The sequence below is a fragment of the Planctomycetota bacterium genome (genome assembly GCA_026387035.1).
GTDB lineage: Bacteria > Planctomycetota > Phycisphaerae > FEN-1346 > FEN-1346 > JAPLMM01.
Genome location: JAPLMM010000163.1, coordinates 1 through 17,419 on the forward strand (window position 1 = coordinate 1; position 17,419 = coordinate 17,419).

15 protein-coding genes are annotated in these 17,419 nt (G+C 67.0%); 11 read left to right on the top strand and 4 right to left on the bottom strand.

Features of this window, described 5'->3' with window-relative positions; all coding sequences use genetic code 11:
* The 3 genes from NTX40_05650 to dnaA all read right to left on the bottom strand — a co-directional run.
* A partial coding sequence (locus NTX40_05650) for a hypothetical protein (protein MCX5648567.1) occupies positions 1-505 on the bottom strand: 505 nt, incomplete at its 3' end.
* A 63-nt stretch (positions 506-568) separates the two neighbouring features.
* On the bottom strand, positions 569-2,029 hold the full coding sequence (glmM, locus tag NTX40_05655; GenBank protein MCX5648568.1) for a phosphoglucosamine mutase: 1,461 nt from the start codon (positions 2,027-2,029) through the stop codon (positions 569-571).
* A gap of 78 nt (positions 2,030-2,107) precedes the next feature.
* The gene (dnaA, locus tag NTX40_05660) at positions 2,108-3,514 is read right to left on the bottom strand and encodes a chromosomal replication initiator protein DnaA (protein ID MCX5648569.1); all 1,407 of its coding nucleotides are present in this window, start codon (positions 3,512-3,514) and stop codon (positions 2,108-2,110) included.
* 505 nt (positions 3,515-4,019) lie between these two features.
* On the opposite strand from dnaA, the gene NTX40_05665 reads away from it, so the two are divergent.
* The 10 genes from NTX40_05665 (at position 4,020) to NTX40_05710 (ending at position 13,054) form a co-directional block, all read left to right on the top strand.
* Entirely contained in the window at positions 4,020-5,129 is a 1,110-nt protein-coding gene (locus NTX40_05665; protein ID MCX5648570.1) for an inositol-3-phosphate synthase, read from the top strand.
* Positions 5,130-5,297: 168 nt separating this feature from the next.
* Positions 5,298-6,065, top strand: a complete 768-nt coding sequence (locus tag NTX40_05670) for a CDP-alcohol phosphatidyltransferase family protein (GenBank protein MCX5648571.1) — start codon at positions 5,298-5,300, stop codon at positions 6,063-6,065.
* Between the two features lie 46 nt (positions 6,066-6,111).
* The gene (locus tag NTX40_05675) at positions 6,112-6,498 is read left to right on the top strand and encodes a LysM peptidoglycan-binding domain-containing protein (GenBank protein MCX5648572.1); all 387 of its coding nucleotides are present in this window, start codon (positions 6,112-6,114) and stop codon (positions 6,496-6,498) included.
* A 139-nt stretch (positions 6,499-6,637) separates the two neighbouring features.
* Complete coding sequence (locus NTX40_05680; protein MCX5648573.1) at positions 6,638-7,714, top strand: DUF362 domain-containing protein; 1,077 nt, start codon at positions 6,638-6,640, stop codon at positions 7,712-7,714.
* 171 nt (positions 7,715-7,885) lie between these two features.
* On the top strand, positions 7,886-9,268 hold the full coding sequence (lpdA, locus tag NTX40_05685) for a dihydrolipoyl dehydrogenase (protein ID MCX5648574.1): 1,383 nt from the start codon (positions 7,886-7,888) through the stop codon (positions 9,266-9,268).
* Between the two features lie 5 nt (positions 9,269-9,273).
* Positions 9,274-10,002, top strand: a complete 729-nt coding sequence (gene lipB, locus NTX40_05690; protein ID MCX5648575.1) for a lipoyl(octanoyl) transferase LipB — start codon at positions 9,274-9,276, stop codon at positions 10,000-10,002.
* Positions 9,992-10,933, top strand: a complete 942-nt coding sequence (gene lipA, locus NTX40_05695) for a lipoyl synthase (GenBank protein ID MCX5648576.1) — start codon at positions 9,992-9,994, stop codon at positions 10,931-10,933. The genes lipB and lipA overlap by 11 nt, the downstream gene beginning before the upstream one ends.
* 139 nt (positions 10,934-11,072) lie before the next feature.
* A complete protein-coding gene (locus NTX40_05700) occupies positions 11,073-11,324 on the top strand; it encodes a hypothetical protein (protein ID MCX5648577.1) in 252 nt (83 codons plus the stop codon).
* A 1-nt stretch (position 11,325) separates the two neighbouring features.
* Positions 11,326-11,952, top strand: coding sequence for a dTMP kinase (gene tmk / locus NTX40_05705; GenBank protein MCX5648578.1), 627 nt, complete (start codon positions 11,326-11,328; stop codon positions 11,950-11,952).
* Positions 11,939-13,054, top strand: a complete 1,116-nt coding sequence (locus NTX40_05710; GenBank protein MCX5648579.1) for a DNA polymerase III subunit — start codon at positions 11,939-11,941, stop codon at positions 13,052-13,054. Before tmk ends, NTX40_05710 begins: the two co-directional genes overlap by 14 nt.
* 291 nt (positions 13,055-13,345) lie before the next feature.
* Here NTX40_05710 and NTX40_05715 read toward each other — a convergent pair whose 3' ends face one another.
* Positions 13,346-15,079, bottom strand: coding sequence for a DUF2961 domain-containing protein (locus NTX40_05715; GenBank protein ID MCX5648580.1), 1,734 nt, complete (start codon positions 15,077-15,079; stop codon positions 13,346-13,348).
* 474 nt (positions 15,080-15,553) lie between these two features.
* Here NTX40_05715 and NTX40_05720 point away from each other — a divergent pair.
* The coding region (locus NTX40_05720; GenBank protein MCX5648581.1) for a hypothetical protein at positions 15,554-17,419 on the top strand (1,866 nt) is incomplete at its 3' end.

Consider the following 17,419-nt stretch of genomic DNA (forward strand, 5'->3'; position numbering starts at 1 on the left):
AGTAGGCGACGGCCGCACGCAGATCGTTCTTGCTCATGTAAATCTGGGCGAGGTCCAGGTAGATAGCGATGGCCTTGTCCCGGGCGGGGATTTCGTACTGGTCGGCGATGGCGGCCTTCTGGGCTTCCTGGGGGACATAACTCTTGGACTGGCGGGCGCGGAGCGAGGCGGCGGCGTAGAACCGAGCCGCACGTTCCTTGAAACCCAGCGCGCGCTTTTCGTCCCGCTCTTTTTCGGGCTTCGCCATCTCCTCGTCGTAGAGGGCAAGGGCTTTCTCGGCCTGCTCGAGGTTGCCGAGGATGGGCTGGATGGCCCGGAGGTACTGTTCCGGCGTGAGGGCGGTCTTCAAATCGATGGGGCCTTGGGGCGCCTGGGCCTCGGTGCCGGACACGGCGGGCGCCCAGGGAGTGGGCTTGGGGGCCTCAGGGGGCTGGCCCTGGCCCAGAGCGGTTGCCGAAGCGAGCACGGTACCGGCGAGCAGACAGGCAAGCATCACACACCTCATAACGTGCCTCCTTTCGGAGAAGGACGGGCACAAAGTCACCCTTGGTTCCTTATCCCAAGCATTCTAGCACGGAGCCCGGGTAAAAGCGGCCGCAAAATCGCCCGTTACCGTTCTAGGCCAGTCCCTTGACAAGGTCGACCACCTGGCGGACCCAGGCCCGAGCCGTCCGGCCGTCCCTGGCCTCGGCCAGGATTCGCAGGATCGGCTCGGTGTTGGAGGGGCGGACGTGGAGCCAACCTTCGTCCCACCCGAGAGGATTCGCAGGATCGGCTCGGTGTTGGAGGGGCGGACGTGGAGCCAACCTTCGTCCCACCCGAGATGCAGGCCGTCGCGCTCGTCCACGGTTGCATTCTTGAACCCATCGCGTACGGCCTGCAGGACGCGCGCCGGCTCGGCCCGCCCGACGGGCACCTTTTCCTTGACCATTGTGTAAACGGGCAACTCGGCGGAAAATTGCATCAGAGACTTGGCGGAGACGGCCATCATCTCGAGGATGAGGGCGGCTCCGACCAGGCTGTCGCGGACCAGGGTAATGCGCGGATCGATGACGCCGCCGTTGCCTTCCCCGCCAATCAAGCACCCGTAGCGCGCCACAGCCAGGGCGACATGGACCTCGCCGACGGGCGTCCGGTAAAGCGGAACGCCCGCTTCCCGGGCGACGTCGTCCATCATCCGCGAGGTCGAAAGGTTGGCCGCCAGAGGGCCTCGCTCCTGCGTCAGGCGATGGCGGCAGGCCAGGGCGAGCGTGTACTCTTCGCCGATGGGCCGGCCCGTTTCGTCCACCAGGCTCAGGCGGTCGGCATCGGGGTCGAGGGCAAGGCCGATGGCCGCCCCTTCGCGGCGAACCGCTTCGCCGAGGTCGCTCAGGTTCTCCGGGATGGGTTCCGGCCCCCGGCTGAACCGGCCTGTCGGCTCGCCGTGGATCATCGTGCACGGGCATCCGAGCCGCTCCAGGAGAAGGGCCATTTCGGCCCCGCCCGCCCCGTTGACGGCATCCACGACCGTGCGAAGCGCGGCGGCGCGGATGGCACGAGCGTCCACGGTGGCCAGGACGCGGCCGACGTGGACCTGCGGCCCGTCCGTTACCGTCTGGACCGTGCCGACGCGGTCGGGTTCGACCCGGCGGAAGGCCTGTTGGTGGTACCGTTGGACGACGGCCTGGCCTTCGTCGTTCGTCAGGCCGCGCCCCTCGGGCGAAAGGAGTTTTATCCCGTTGTACGGGGCGGGGTTATGGCTGGCGGTGATGACCGCTCCCCCGGCAGCCTTCAGGTGGCGGACGAGCACTGCCGTCCCCGGGGTCGAGAGGATGCCGGCGTCGAGGACGCGGCATCCGGTCGCAAGGAGACCCTTCTGGAACGCTTGGGCGAGCGAGGGTCCGCTGGGCCGGCTGTCGCGACCCAGGACGACGAGGCCCCCCTCCAGATACGCGCCGAAGGCCAGGCCGAACCGCATCGCCTCGTCGGGTCCGAGCCCGTCGCCCACGATGCCGCGAATCCCCGAGATGCTGACAATCAGTTGGGGCATACGGAAAGCCTCTCGGATGCGGCGGCATTATGGCGCGTTGAAGAGGAGTGGCAAGGAAAAAGCCCGTCGGCCGGGCCGCTAGTGGCGGATGCGTTCTTTGAGGTGGGCCAGAAGCGCCTGGGCGGGGAGGGCACGGTGGTCGGACTTGTCGGTCCAGGAGACCTCGGCGCCCTGTTTGAGGAGGCGGTGCCACTTTCGGCAGGCGGCGATGACGGTGGTGTGGTTCTTGCCTCCCATGAGGCGGGCGATCTCGGCAAAAGAAAGATCCGTCAGTTCGCGCGCCAGGACCATTGTCACCTGGCGTGCGAGCGAGACGAGGCGCGACTTGCGGGAACTGTGGACGTCCGCGACGGTGACGCCGAAAAACTCCGCCGCGTGGGCCTCAATCTCGCGGAGGCCGGCCCGAGGCGGACGCGCGACAATAAACTCCTCCAGCGCCTGCCGCGCGAGCGACGGCGTAACGGGCTGTTTCAAAAGAGCCGCGTACGCAATGATCCGCGTCAGCGCGCCTTCCAGGTCGCGGACGCTTCCCTGGATGCGGTCGGCCACCAAGGCGACGACGTCGTCGGGCATCGTGTGACGCATCTGGCGGGCCTTGGCGTGGAGAATCCGTCGGCGCGTCTCGGCGTCCGGCGGAGAAAGGTGGACGACCAGCCCGGAGACCCATCGGCTGATGAGCCGATGCTGGACGGCCTGAATCTCGTGCGGGTGCGCGTCGGAAGCCAGGATGATCAGTCGCCCGTGCCCTTCGAACTCGTTGAAGGTGTTGAGGAACTCCTCCTGGGTGGCGGGTTTGCCGCCCAGGAAATGCACGTCGTCGATGGCCAGGACGTCCAGGTTGCGGTAATGGTGGCGGAAGGCGTCCAGTCGGCCCGTGCGAATCCCGGCGAGGTAGCGGTTGGTGAACTGTTCGGCCGACATGCAGACGACCTGCAGTCCGGCCTTGGCCTTGAGGGCGTTCAGGATGCCATACAACAGGTGGGTCTTGCCGAGCCCGCACCCCCCATGGATAAACAGGGGATGGAAATCCTTGCCGGGGGCGGTCACGGCCGACCGCGCCGCCGCAAACGCCATCTGGTTGCACGGGCCGACCACAAAATTGTCGAGCGTGAACCTCGGCAGGGTCGAGGGCGGTTGAGGCGCGACCTGGGCTAGCGTCGTCGGCGCCGACTCCAGTTGCTCCATGGCCTCGGCTTCGTCGGCGAGGTTCTGAGCGCGGCGCTTCTGGAAAAGGTCCGGCTGGATGCGCCACGTGATCGGCACATCCGGACCGAGGTGGGCGCGGACGGCGGACGTGACGTGTCCCGCAAAGTGACTTTTCAGATAGTCGCTGATGAAGAGGTTCGCCACGCCGATCATCACGTGGTCCGATTCGATGCGGATGTCGGCGGATCCTTCGAACCAGACGCGCCAGCGCTCGGGTCCGATGGCGGCCTGCAAATCCGAGATGATCTGATCGGCGGCTGTATGCTGATGCAGCGCCACGGAAAACCCCCGTGTCTGGCGCAGCGGTGCGAGTAACCTAGTGCCCCCACGCGAAGAGTTGCCGGCGGCGAGACGGCTCGACGGATGCGACCGGCGACCACACGACGACGCACGTATCCTAGGGGTGTTCGGTCACGGTGCAAAATGAAATTTTTCTCGGCCGCCTCGGCAGGGAAGACGGCGCGTTCGGAAGGCGATATGCGATGCGGAGTTAGACGCGCATCATCGCGAAAAAAAAGTTTTGCGTGGCGCCGGAAATGTCGGTGGAAAGACTGTGGAGAAAAGGAGCGCGCGAAACACGCCCGCCGATCAGCCGCTGGCTGCTCTCCGGGCAGGCCGAAAGGCAAATTGGCCGCTAAACGGGCGCGGAGATTCCTGCGCAGCGACGCGCCGGCGTTTTGCGTTGACACCCCGCGCGCCGAGTGTTATCTGTTAGGTTTACCTCCAGAGCCGTCGGCCTGTGCTGGGGGTGACAGGAGCCTTTGTCAATCACGAGGACGTGCCGATGGACGAAGTCATTCGAGTGGCCGTTGCAGGTGTGGGGAACTGTGCGTCGAGTCTGCTTCAGGGCATCACGTATTATCGGCGCCGGCTGGAAGACGACGGGGTCCGCGAGACGCTTGGCCTCATGCACTATGACCTGGGCGGATACTCGCCGGGCGACATCCGGTGCGTCTCGGCCTTCGACATCGACGTGCGAAAGGTCGGCCAGCCCCTGGAAAAGGCCGTTTTCGCCCCTCCGAACTGCACCAAGACCATCTGCGCCGAGATGGACGAGAGCGGCGTCACGGTCCAGATGGGGCCCGTTCTGGACGGTTATTCGGACCACATGGCGGAATTCCCCGAAAATCAACGGTTTATCCCCGCCCGTAAGAAGCCCGTCGACGTCGCCGCCGCCCTGAAAAGGTCCGGGGCCCAGATCCTGCTGAACTACCTTCCCGTGGGTTCCCAGAAGGCCACCGAGCACTATGCCGAGGCGTGCCTCAAGGCGGGCGTCAGCCTCGTGAACTGCATGCCGGTCTTCATCGCGAGCACGCGAAAGTGGGCCGAGCGGTTCCGCAAGGCGGGCATCCCGATCGTCGGCGACGACATCAAGGCGCAACTCGGCGCGACGATCGTCCACCGCGTGCTGACGCGCCTGTTTCGCGACCGAGGCGTCGCGCTGGATGCGACGTACCAGTTGAACACGGGCGGCAACACGGATTTCCTCAACATGCTGAAGCGCGAACGCCTGACGAGCAAGAAGGCGTCGAAGACCGAGGCCGTCCAATCGCAACTCGAGACGCCGTTGCCCGACGACCAGATCCACATCGGCCCGGCGGACTACGTTGCGTGGCAGCACGACAACAAGGTCTGTTTCCTCCGGATGGAAGGGCGGGGGTTTGCCGGCGTGCCGCTCAACCTGGAACTGCGCCTGAGCGTCGAGGATTCGCCGAACAGCGCCGGCGTGGTCATCGACGCGGTCCGATGCTGCCGGCTGGCCCGCGACCGCGGAACGGGCGGGCCGCTCACCAGCGTGTCGGCCTACCTGATGAAGCATCCGCCGGAACAAATGAGTGACAGCGAAGCGCAGGCGCAGATCGAGGAATTCATCGCGGGAAAACGCGAGCGATAACGTCCGGTCCCGGCGCGCCGGGACTCGACGTGGCGAGCGGGCAGGGGATGGCGTGTCCCGCGCCGTCGGCCTTTTCACTTCCGCACGGGCCCGGGCAAAGGGGAATCGCGAGTCATTCGGCCGTTGTGACCCATGATCTCCAATCTGATAGGGCGATTGGTTCGGCCGGTGCGTGAAGGAGTCGCGCGGGGTCTGCTCCGCGTGGGTCTTCGCCCGAACCACGTCACCATCCTGGGGATGCTGCTGACGGTCGGGGCGGGGGTCGCCGTGGCGGCCGGAAAAGCCTGGTGGCCTTGGGCCGTCGGCCTTGTCGTTGCAGCGGGCGCCTGCGACATGCTGGACGGGGCGATGGCCCAACTGGGCGGCGCCAAGAGCCGCTTTGGCGGCGTCCTGGACTCCATCTGCGACCGCGCGAGCGACGGCGCGCTGTATCTCGGCCCGGCCCTGTACTTTGCGGCACGCCCGGACGCGCCCGGCCCGGCCGAGGCCAACCTGACGCTCGTCCTCGTGGCGGGCTTGGGCCTCGTGTGGGCGTATCTCGTCAGTTACGTCCGTGCTCGGGCCGAAAGGGTCGTCCCGTGGTGCGGCGGCGGGTTCTGGCAGCGGGGCGAGCGGGTCGTGACAATTTTCCTGGGCCTGGCCTTCGGACACCTGGTCATCGCCATCTGGATTCTGGGCCTCTGGCCGCTGACGACGGTCTCGCATCGGCTCTGGCGGGCGCGGCGGGCCTGTGCGGCCCAGGACGGCCGGATGGACGAATCGGCCGCCCGCGCCATCGAGCCCCGCGGGCTAGCCGGACTTCTGCTCTGGCGGTGGGAGCGGGGGACCGTGCCTTTCGACCTCCACGCCGGCGCCGTCATCGCGATGCTCGTCTTCGTGAACCTGCCGGAGGCCGATCCGCTGCGGGGCCTCCTGGCGTGGCTGGTTGGCGCTTGACTTGGAACGAGCGGTTGATAGACTGGATATCCTCCAAAGGGGCTTCATGCGAAAGGGGTTGACGATGCGCGTGCAAACGATTCTTGTGCTGGTGGCTGGTCTGCTTCTGGTCGTGGGGTGCCAGGCCAAAAAGAGCGAAGAGGTTCCGCCACTGGCGGCCGAGGAACTTCAACCCGCGCCGCCTGTCGAGCCGGCGCCGGTGGCCGTGACGGAAGTGGAAACGACGAAGGGGTCGGAAGGCAAGGCGCCTCCTGCGCCGCCGACCGGCTCTCAGACCTACACGATGAAGGCCGGCGACACGCTCTATGGTGTGGCGCGCCGGTTCTATGGCGACGGGAAACTCTGGACGAAAATCTTCGAGGCGAACAAGGACAAGATCCGCGACGTGAGCGACATTCGGATCGGCACGGTGCTGGTCATCCCGCCGAAGTGAGCCTTCCGGCGGCGTTCGCTGAAACCCCAAGGCGCCCCGCGCCCCCGCGCAGCGTGCGGGGCGCCTTTTTCTTCGCTTTGAATTGATTTGTCCGCCGCGCGTCTGCTAGACTGATGGGGATCCAGGGAGAGGGACCGCCATGTCGCACGCGCGAAAAAGTTTCTGTCCCGAGGGCCACGACCGGTTGCCCGAGGGGCAGCGGACGCTCGGCGAAATCTGCGAGGATTTTGCCCGGCAGGAGGCGTCCATCCGTCGCCGCGCGGCCGACCACGGTCTGAGCCGGCGAGACTTCCTCCAAATGCTCTCCGCCGGCGCCGTGGCCGCGACGGGCCTGGCGTCGTTCGCGGTGCGAGGCGCCGGGGCGGCCGACGCGGCGCGCAGCCGCGTCGTCGTCGTCACGCACCCGGAAGTCATCCTCCGGGAGTACCGCGTCAATCCGCCCGTGGTCCGGCAGATGCTCGACCGGGCGCTCGTGGAACTTTCGGGCGCGCAGGACGAAAAGGCCGCTTGGCAAAGCGTCGGCCGCGAGGACGACTTCGTCGCCGTCAAACACAACTCCATGGGGGCCCCGACGCTCCACAGCCACACGGAGATCCACGACGCCGTCGCCGCCCAATTGGCGGCACAGGTCGGCGTCAAGCCCGAGCGGATCGTCGTCGTGGACCGCGTGGTGCCCGAGCCTTACGGCGAATTCTCGGAGCCGTTCACCTTGCCGTCGAACGGCCTCCAGACGCGCCTCCGCCGGCTGTACACCGACCACGCGACGGCCATCGTGAATGTTTCAGTCCTGAAGTCGCATTCGGGCGAGGGCATCTCGGCGGCCCTGAAGAACCATCTGGGCAGCGTGAAAAATCCCGCCGCCTTCCACTGGTGGCAGCCGGAGCGGCTCCCCCGGAACCTGCCGGAACTGAATGCCCTGGATCCGCTGCGCACCAAAACGCGCCTTTGCATCGTGGACGCCATCCGTCCCCTGTTCGCGGGCGGCCCGGCCGACAACGAACAGTACCGCTGGGACTTCCGCGGCCTGATTGTGGGGACCGACCCCGTGGCCGTGACCGCAGTGGGCATCCGCATCCTGGAAGCGAAGCGGAAGGAGAGCGTGGGCAAGGATTGGCCCATGACCGCCGCACGCCAGATGGTCGCCTACGCCCAGAAGATCGGCCTCGGCAACGCCGACGCCGACCGCATTGACCGGCTCGACGTGGACATGGCCTGAGGGGCGGCAACTAACGCCTCCGCTCCTCGACAGGTAAGCGGAGGCGCGGTGGTCCCGGCGCGCCGGGACGCAGCCGAACGGGTTCCCGCCGCCGTTTCCTTTTGCGTTTGACGCTTGCCGCACGCCCCGCTACGATGCGTCCCTCGGGTCGGAAACAAGAAGGAGCGGGCCTTGAACTCCTACGACGTGGCGGTGCTGGGCGGCGGGCCCGGCGGTTACGAGGCGGCCTTGCGGGCCGCTCGACGCGGCGCGAAGGTCTGCTGCATCGAGATGGGCCACCTGGGCGGTGTGTGCCTGAACGTCGGCTGTATCCCCGCGAAGGCCATGCTGCGTGCCAGCGAAATCGCCTGGACGCTTCGGCACGCGGCCGAGTTCGGCCTGTCGGCCGGCGAGCCCAAGGTGGACGGCCCGGCCTACATGAAGCGCGTCGCCGAGGTGGTTGCCGGACTTCGCAAGGGCGTCGAGGGACTCTTGAAGGCCGCCGGCGTGAATGTCATACGCGGGCGAGGTCGCCTGACGGCTCCCGGCCGGCTCACGGTCGAGGTCAAGGGAAAGGACGAAGAGGTCGCCGCCAAGGCCGTCATCCTTGCGACCGGCGCCCGGGCCGTTCGACCGGACTTCCTGCCCTGGGAAGGCGGCCTCGTCTGGACGACCGACGAGGCCACCACCGCCGGGGACCTGCCCGAGAGCGTCCTCATCATCGGCGGCGGAATCATCGGCTGCGAGTTCGCCACCCTCTACGCCGAACTCGGCATCCCGACGACGCTCGTCGAGATGCTCGACAGCCTCGCCTCGACGATCGACGAGGATGCGGCCAAGGCGATTTCTGCGCTCCTCAGAAAACGGGAAGCGAAAGTGCGGACCGGCGCGAAAGTCGTCCGCGTCGAGGCGGGCAAGAATCGCGTGACGGCCCACCTGGAAGGCGGCGAAAAAGTCGAGGCCGCCCGCGCCCTCGTCGCCGTCGGACGCATCCCCAACACCGAGGACCTCGGCCTCGAGGACGTGGGCGTCGAACTCGATGGACGCCTCATCAAGGTTGACGAGCGGTGCCGGACCGGCGTCGCGGGTATCTATGCCGTCGGCGATTGTGCCGAGCGGCGCCAGTACGCCCATCTCGCCGCACGCATGGGCGTCGTCGCCGCCGACAACGCTACCGGGCACGAGGCTGCCGACGACCGCAAGGTCGTCCCCGCCGGCGTGTACACGCACCCGGAGGTGGCGGCCGTCGGTCTCTCGGAGGCCGACGCGAAAAAACAATCGAGCCGGGTCCGCGTCGCGCGGTTCTCCTATCGCGCGAGCGGCATGGCCCGCGCCTACGGTGAGGCGGACGGCCACGTGAAGATCGTCGCCGATGAAGAACTGGGCGAAATCCTCGGCGCCGTCGTCATCGGTCCCCACGCAACGGACGTCATCCAGGAAATCACGCTCGCCATGCGCCACGAGTTGACTGTTGAGGAACTCGCCGAAACCATCCACGGGCACCCGACCTTCAGCGAAGGGGTGCTCGAGGCCGCCGAGGCCTGGCTCGGCCTGCCCATGCACGCCGTCGGCTGAGAACCATGGCCGAACTCACCTACCTCGACATCGGCCGCGAGGCCTACGAACCGACGCTCAGGCTCCAGAAACGCCTGGTCGAGCGGGTCAAGGCCGCCCCCAAAGAACGGGCTTACCTCGTTCTCGTCGAACACTTCCCGGCGGTGATTACCCTCGGCCGCGGCACGCGGGGCGCGCCCATTGTGGCCTCGCGCGACCGCCTTCGGGCCGAGGGCATCGAGGTCCACGAATCGAGCCGCGGCGGCGACGTCACCTATCACGGGCCCGGCCAAGTCGTGGGCTACCCGATTCTGCGGCTGGACCTTCACGGTCGCGACGTCCATCGGTACTTGCGGGACCTGGAGGAGGTGCTGATCCGCCTCCTGGCGCGGTTCGGCGTCGAAGGCCGGCGCTCCGAGGGACTCACGGGCGTGTGGGTGGGCGGCGAGAAGGTGGCGGCCATCGGCGTCGCCGTCACCCGCTGGGTTTCCTATCACGGCTTCGCGCTGAACGTCTCGACGAACCTCGGGCACTTCGACCTGATTGTGCCGTGCGGCATTCGCGGCTGCGGGGTGACGAGCCTGGAGCGGCTCCTGGGGCGCAAGGTCTCCGTTGCGGAGGTCAAAGCGCCCCTTGTAGAATGCCTGGTGGACGTTTTCGGATTCGACGGTGCGCGGGCCGGCTGCGTCTCGGAAGAATCGCCCGAAAAGGAAACCGGCGCGCGGCGCGCCGCGGGAGCAGAGCATGGGGCCTGAAGCATCGGCCGTGAAACGCGCGACGCGGTTCCCGCCGTGGATTAGGAAGCGCATCCCCGCGGGCGACGAGGCCGCACGCGTCCGCCGCCTGCTGACCGGCCTCGGCCTCGCGACCGTCTGCTCGGGCGCCCACTGTCCGAACCTCGCCGAATGTTACGCGCGCGGGACGGCGACATTTCTGATTCTCGGCGAATCGTGCACCCGCTCGTGCCGGTTTTGCGCGATACCGATGGCGGACCCCGGCCCGCCGCGCGAGGACGAACCGGAAGCGGTCGCCGAAGCCGCCGCGAGGCTGGGCCTCCGCCACATCGTCGTCACGAGCGTGACGCGCGACGACCTGGTGGACGGCGGGGCGGGGCACTTCGCCCGCACCATCTGCGCGGTCCGCGCCCGCCTGCCCCAGGCCGTCATCGAAGTCCTGACGCCCGACTTTCAAGGCTCGCGCGCGGCGCTGGATGCGGTCCTCGACGCGCGGCCGGACATCTTCAACCACAACGTGGAAACGGTTCCTCGCCTGTATCCGGCGATCCGGCCGGAGGCCGATTATCGCCGGAGCCTCGAAGTTCTCGCGTACGTCAAGCGGCAGGCGGAGGCTCGGGGCTTGAAAACGTGGACGAAAAGCGGCTTGATGGTGGGGCTGGGCGAGACGCCGGATGAGATGCGCGGGGTGCTGGGCGACCTGCGAGAGGCGGGGTGCGACATCGTGACGATCGGCCAATACCTTTCACCCTCGGCGGCGCACGCGCCGGTGGTCCGCTTCGTAGAGCCGGGCGAGTTCGAGGCGTGGGAGGCGGAGGCCCGCGCGATGGGTTTCCGCGCCGCGGCCTCCGGGCCGTTCGTCCGGTCGAGTTACGAGGCCGAACGCATCTTTCGCGAGCGCGCGGCGGGTTCGCCGCGGGGCTTGCCCCGCGCTGCCGAGCCGCCGCCGTGAGGCGGCGGTCACGTTCGCCGCCATGGCACATCCCAGGGTGGGGAACGTCGCCGCGACCTTACGGTCGCGGCTCGAAAGGCGCAAAGAGGTGCCGCCGGCTCGAAAGGCGCACGGAGTTTTTGAGGCGAGGAGCGCACGTATGGCCGTCGTGGAAGTGAAGTTGCCTCCGCTGGGCGACGACGCCGGCGAAGAGGCCCGCGTCTCGTTCTGGTACGTCGAGGCGGGCGAGCACGTCGAGAAGGACGACGACCTCGTGCAGATGATCACCGACAAGGCCACGTTCGACGTGCCGAGTCCCGTCGAAGGCAAAATCGTGAAACTCGTCGCCGACGAGGACGAGGAGATCAAGGTCGGCCAGGTCCTGTGCCGGATTGAAACCGAAAAGGGTTAGCGTGTCCGAAACGTTTCCAGGCCGGTTCATCGTGCTCGACGGGCCCGAAGGGTGCGGCAAGACGACCCAGGTCCAGCGCCTGGTCGCGCGTCTGCGCGAGCAAGGGCGCCAGGCCACAGCGGTCCGCGACCCTGGCTCGACGCCCGTCTCGGAGCGCATCCGCGAGGTCCTGCTGGACAGGCGCCTGCCGGACATGGATGCCCGCACGGAACTGTTCCTCTACATGGCGAGCCGGGCCGAAATGGTCGCGCGGATCGTCCGGCCGCTTCTCGAGGGCGGATTGGTCGTCGTCTCCGAAAGGTTCGTCTCGTCGAGCGTGGCGTACCAGGGCTTTGCGGGCGGCATCGAGCCGGCCCTCATCTGGGAGATGGGCCGCGTGGCGACCGGCGGCATCGAGCCGGACCTGACGATCATCCTCGACCTGGAGATCGAGGCCGGTTTCGCGCGGATCGCGCGGGCGCGCGACCGGATGGAATCCAAGGACCGGGCGTACCACGAGAAGGTCCGCCAGGGGTTCCTGGCGATGGCGAGCGAGCGGCCGGACCGGTTTGTCGTCGTGGACGCTTCGCGCGCGCCGGACGCGGTCGCCCGCGACATCGAATCGGCGGTGAAACGTGTCCTTCGATAAGGTCAAGCATCAGAAAGGCGCGGTTCGGGCGCTGCGTGCGGCCGTGGGGTCCGACCGCATGCCGCACGCCTTTCTTTTCGCCGGCCCGCGCGGCGTCGGGAAAGGCCTGGCGGCGCGGGAACTGGCGAAGGTGCTCCTCTGCGAAACGCCGCGCGACGCCGGGCCCGACGGTCATGATTCGTGCGGTGCTTGTTCCTGCTGCGAGCGCGTGGAGCGCGGCACGCACCCCGACGTTTACTGGTTCCGCAAGGAGCCGGACCGCAACGATTTCCGCCTGGCGCTCGTGGCCCGGCGCGAAGGGAGCCCCGACCGCGTCGTGACCGAATCGGTGGTCCTCTCGCCGATGGAAGGGCCGCGGACCGTGACGGTGCTGGACGATGCGGAGTTGATGAACGAAGAGGCGGCGAACGCGCTCTTGAAGAGCCTCGAGGAACCGGCGCGCCACGCCGTCCTTATCCTCTTGTGCGCGGACGCTTCACGGCTGCCTGGGACGATCCTGTCGCGGTGCCAGTGGGTGCGTTTCCGGCCGCTTCCGGACGCGTTCGTCGCCGAGAAGGTGCGGGCGCTGCTGCTGCCCGAGGACGGGGCGGTTTCCGACGCGGAGGTCGCCTATGCCTCGCGTTTCGCGGGGGGGAGCATCGAGCGCGCCCTTTCGCTGGTCGGCAACGGCCTGTGGGACCTGAAGCGCGCCGTGGTGCCGCTCCTGGCGGAGATGGAGGAGTCGGCAGCGCTCGACATCGCGGAGCGCATCGCCGCCTGGTCGCGCGAGCGCGCCAAGGACGAGCGTGTCACGAACGAATCGCGTGAGGAAACCGCGCTGCGGCGCGAGGCGGCGCGGACGGCCCTGGCGGCCGTCGCGTCGGCCCTGCGCGACGCCCTCGTCCTGGCGACCGTGGGCGAGGAGACGCCGGCGCTCGTCAATGCCGACCAGACGGAGGCCATCCGCTCGCTGGCCGCGTGGCCCGGCGAGGCGCTTCTCCGGGCGGTCGGCCTCCTGGCGGACGCCCAGCGCCACATCAGCCGCTACGTCCACACGGAACTGGCGACCGAGAACGCCCTCATCCAGGTGAGCCGGCTCCGCGCCGTCCGCGCCGGCGCGTAGGGTGACTAGATTTTCTGGCAGGACCCATTTCCGAAGGTTGGCGTTCTCTAGTCCGTGTAGCGCGGGGGCCGCCACAGGCGGCCAAGGTTTATCCCCCGCGCTGCCCAGACGGCCGAAAGCGGTCCGCGCGGGGCGTAAAGCTTACCCGCCTCTGGCGCGGCCCCATGCTACAAAGACCTGACGTTCGTCAGACGCGCCTCGGCCATCGCGTTCCGGTCGGCCGCCTCCGTCTCGCCGCTCCACAGATTCCGGAGAATCCGATCCGCCTGCCGGGAGGTCGAACAACAACTGCTATTTGCCTTCGCGGATCCCGTCCGCAGGCACCGGGGCCTCACGGGTCGGCTGCACGTAGTAGTCGACGCGCTGCTCCACGGGAACCGGCCGGTACAAATCCGCTTCGCCCGCCGCCTGGTACCAGTACGCCGTGCAGGCGTAGAGCAACGGCCAGTTGTTCGGATGATACTTCTCGAACACCGCTTCAAAACGGGTCTGGAACGGGACGTTGTCGGCCAACTGGAACCGGCTGTTCGACACGTGCCCCAGGCTGCTGTTCTTGTTGAGCGGCTGGTTCGCCAGGGCGCTCTCGAACTCGACCGGATTACTCGCCGCCCAGGCGTAGCCGAAGTAATCCTCGCTGCCGGTGCCAAACGTGGAAGGCATCTTTTCGCCGTCCACAAAGAACTTCTCGTCCCCTTCTCCCCACCACCAGCTCTTGGCCGCCGCCTGCATTGTGCCGAAGATTCGCGGCGGGAACTGTTTCGCATCGACGTCGAGCACCTTGGTGACTTGGCCGAATGGATTGGGGTTCCAGACGTGCAGATTCACGCCGACGAACCGGCCGCGTCCTTCGGCCACCAGCAGCGGCCAGTCGGGCCAGCGGTCCCCGTGTGTGAACGACTTTTCATCCACGCCGACGTACGCGTCGCGGTGCCATTTGGCGTGGAAACGCAAAAGCGGCTTATCGGTGTCGACGCGATCGTGCACAACTTTCACTGAGAGCGTCCGCGGTTTCGCGCCGTCGTTGGCGATGGTCACACGCGCCGACTTCGAGAATGGCATATACCAGTAGGCATAGAAACCGTTCTCGGCCATGCCGGTGGGCAGCGACTTGAAGCGGTTGATGCCCGGCGCCGTTCCGAAGAAGTCGCCCAGCGGCGTCCAAACGGCGGGCTGCGTATCGTCGTCCCAGGTGATCGAAAGCGCAAGTTCGCGCAGTGTGCGGATAGGGTCGTCGCCGCCGGCGTCCGGCACGACGTGGATCTGCGAGATCGCTCGGCGGCCTGTCAAGCGGCAGACGTCCACGCTTGCGCCGGGCGCAATCGTGATCGTTTTGTCCACAGTCTGCCGATCGGCGGATACCGGTTTGGGATCGCGGCCTCTTGCGGCAAACACGTCGTTGGCCTTCTGAAGAGCCGCCTGCTCCACTTCATTAAACTCTCCGCGGAAACTGGGAACGGTCGTGCCTTCGGGGAATTGCGTGTAGGTGATCTGGTAATACGCCCCCCAGTTTTGCTCGAGCACGATCTTGCACGATTTCTGGAACGGGATGGGCACGAAGTTGTTCCGCCCGCGCGACAACGTGAGCACCAGTTCCGGATAGGCGAACGGCCCGCTCTGGTTGTTGAAGAACTCGCCAAAGGGAATGTCGAGGGCCGGCGTCTCTCGGCCATCGATGAAGATCTTGATGTGGCCCTCTTTCGCCAGCGCGGACCAAACCCGCCAGATGACCCCCGGCCCGTCGATCTCCGCGGCGACGATGCCGGTCCCTTCGCGGCGAATGAACCCGCCCCCGTCGGCGTTGGCATGCCACCCCTCGTACTGTCCCGTCTGAGCATTGTACTTTGCCCCTCGGTCGCAACTGGAAAAGTTGCCCGACCGCTCACCCGGAACCGGCGGCGTCGCCAGTCGCTTGAAATCGTAGAGTCGCGCGGCGAGATCACCGTACGTGAACTGCTCCTGGGCGCCGGCCCCTGCGCAGAGGCAGACGGCCGTGCACACGAAAACTGCTGATCCGGCCTTCCACATGGTCCTATTCTCCTTCCCGCCGGTTCGGGCGGCAGGTCTCAACCGGGATTTCCCGGATAGCCTCCCGCCCACGACCGTCGTGGGCTTTTCCGGATAATTCTATCACGGTCCTGGGAACCAACAAACACTTTCTTGGCTCGGTGGAGGGGTGGCGCGTAGGGCGGTCCGTTTTCAGGTTGCATTTCCGGGCGTCCGCGTCTAGAACTACTACGCTGTGTTCTTCACCGCAGAGAGCGCCGAGAATGCAGCCTCTCGACCATGCTCGGGCTGCCCTGAGCGAAGTCGAAGGGCAGAGAACGGCACAAATTGGGTAAAGACGAAAAGGGAAGGCGTCCGTTGTTGGCTGCTGTTTGTCGTTACCCAGGCCTCGGCTTTCTCTGCGGCCTCTGCGCTCTCTGCGTTGAGATAGCGTTGTAGAACTAGCCGGTTGGCCTTTCGAGCAACGGTTTCGGACCCGTGGAAAGGACAGGGCCGATGCAACTTGCGTTTTTCAGGCGGCACCGGCGGTTCTTCATGGTGCTCATGGTGCTGGCGGTGGCGAGCATGGTGCTGTGGAGCATCGGCTCGAAGGTGTGGCCGACACTCATGGCTTGGGTCAGCGGCGAGGGGAACCCCGAGGTCGGCACGATCGCCGGCGCGCCGGTCCGCCAGCGCGAACTGGCGACCTTCTACAGGCAGATCCGGGTCGCCGGCCGGGCCGCGCGAACGTTGCTCTACAAACTCGCCCCCTCCGTCAAGACGCCGGAAGCCCAGGCCGACCTGTCGTTTCAGACGGCCGGCCGGAGCATCTGGCCTATGCTCGGCGACGAGTTTCTGAATGAGAAGCCAAGCGGGGCTGATGTGCTGACCTGGATGGCCCTGTACCGGGAGGCCCGGCAGTGGGGATTCGACGCGTCGGGTCTGGAGGTCGAGACCCGTCTGGAGGCGCTTCATAAACTGGGCCTGACGGCCAAGGACCTGAAGCAGACAATCGCTCAGGAGGGGGGCGACCGCGACTTCTTCTATGAGGCGCTCCGCGTGGACATGACGTTGCGGGCGTACGTCGATTGGCTCACGGAGACGACGGCGATCGTCGTTCAGCCGGAACTCAGGCGCCGCTTCGCGCGGATCGACGAGAAAATGAAAGTGCGTCTGGCGGTCTTGAAGGCCGAGGATTTCCGCGACAAAGTTCCCGAACCGTCGGAGGAGGACCTCCAAAAACAATTCGACGCCTGCAAGCAGCACCTTCCCGGTCAGGGGCCGAAAGGCTTCGGCTACCGCATCCCCGACCGCGTCCGCATCGAGTACCTCGTGGCCGACCCGAAGGCGTTCGCGAAGGATGCCGAGGCGCGCGCGGCCGACGAGGATGTCAAAGCCTACTACGAAGCCCATAAGGATCCGGACTACCTTGTGAAAGAGGAGCCGAAGAAGGAAGGTGCTGGCGAGGCGGCGCCGGTTGCCGACGCACCGAAGGAGAAAAAGTTCCGGCCGCTCGAGGAAGTCCGGGATGAGATTCGCAAGATACTCCTCGACACCGAGGCCGGGCGCCTGGCTCGCGAGAAGTTGCAGGCCGACGTCTCCGAAGTCCGCTCGATGCGGGCGGCGCCCGACCTGCGAATCTGGGCGGACGGCGCACTGGTCCAACACCGGGCGGTGCCGGATCTGCTCACCGGCGAGCAACTGGCCGCACTCGAGGGCGTCGGCGGGGCCGCCAGGGAAAACCGAGGCTTGGCCCAGCAGGCGCTGGCGCTGGCAGGACTCGTGGGGCCGGAACGGGTGCAAATGGCGGTCGGGGAACTGAGCGAGGTGTTCACGAATGCCGACGGCCGGGCCTACGCGTTTCGCGTCACGGCCTGCGAGGCGAATCACGAACCGGCGTCGCTGGACGAGGTGCGCGGCAAAGTCATCGCGGACGTGCGTTTGGAGTCGGCGTTTGAGTCGGCGGTGGCGGCAGGGCGGGCGCTTCTGGAGGCGGCGACCGAACCGGGCCTCGAAGCCGCCGCCAAGAAGGCCGGCATCAAGAGTGAAGAAAGCGACTGGTTTCCGCGCGAGCGGATGGTGCCCGTCGCCCGGATGGGCCGGTGGTTCGCGTTTCCGCCGTCGCTTCCTGTCATCGGTCCCAACCGGCTGGTGGTGGCGGAATGCTTCCGCCTGGATCCGAAAGGCCAGCGGCGGACGCTCATCACGCTGGCGCGCGAGCGCCAGATCGTGGTGATCGAAGTGGTGGATCGGAAGGCCCCGCGCGAGGCGGCGTATGAGTTGATGCGGCCGCTCTTGGCGGACGAGGTGAGTCGTGAACTCGCGGGATCCGTGCATGAGGACGTCTTCGATCGCGAGGCGATTCGCCGGCGGCTCCGGGCC

Coding starts and splice junctions, on each gene's coding strand:
- glmM (MCX5648568.1), bottom strand. CDS start 2,029: ATGCCCCAACTGATTGTCAGCATCTCGGGGATTCGCGGCATCGTGGGC.
- NTX40_05715 (MCX5648580.1), bottom strand. CDS start 15,079: ATGTGGAAGGCCGGATCAGCAGTTTTCGTGTGCACGGCCGTCTGCCTC.
- lipB (MCX5648575.1), top strand. CDS start 9,274: ATGGCCGAACTCACCTACCTCGACATCGGCCGCGAGGCCTACGAACCG.
- NTX40_05700 (MCX5648577.1), top strand. CDS start 11,073: ATGGCCGTCGTGGAAGTGAAGTTGCCTCCGCTGGGCGACGACGCCGGC.
- lipA (MCX5648576.1), top strand. CDS start 9,992: ATGGGGCCTGAAGCATCGGCCGTGAAACGCGCGACGCGGTTCCCGCCG.
- NTX40_05675 (MCX5648572.1), top strand. CDS start 6,112: ATGCGAAAGGGGTTGACGATGCGCGTGCAAACGATTCTTGTGCTGGTG.
- NTX40_05665 (MCX5648570.1), top strand. CDS start 4,020: ATGGACGAAGTCATTCGAGTGGCCGTTGCAGGTGTGGGGAACTGTGCG.
- NTX40_05680 (MCX5648573.1), top strand. CDS start 6,638: ATGTCGCACGCGCGAAAAAGTTTCTGTCCCGAGGGCCACGACCGGTTG.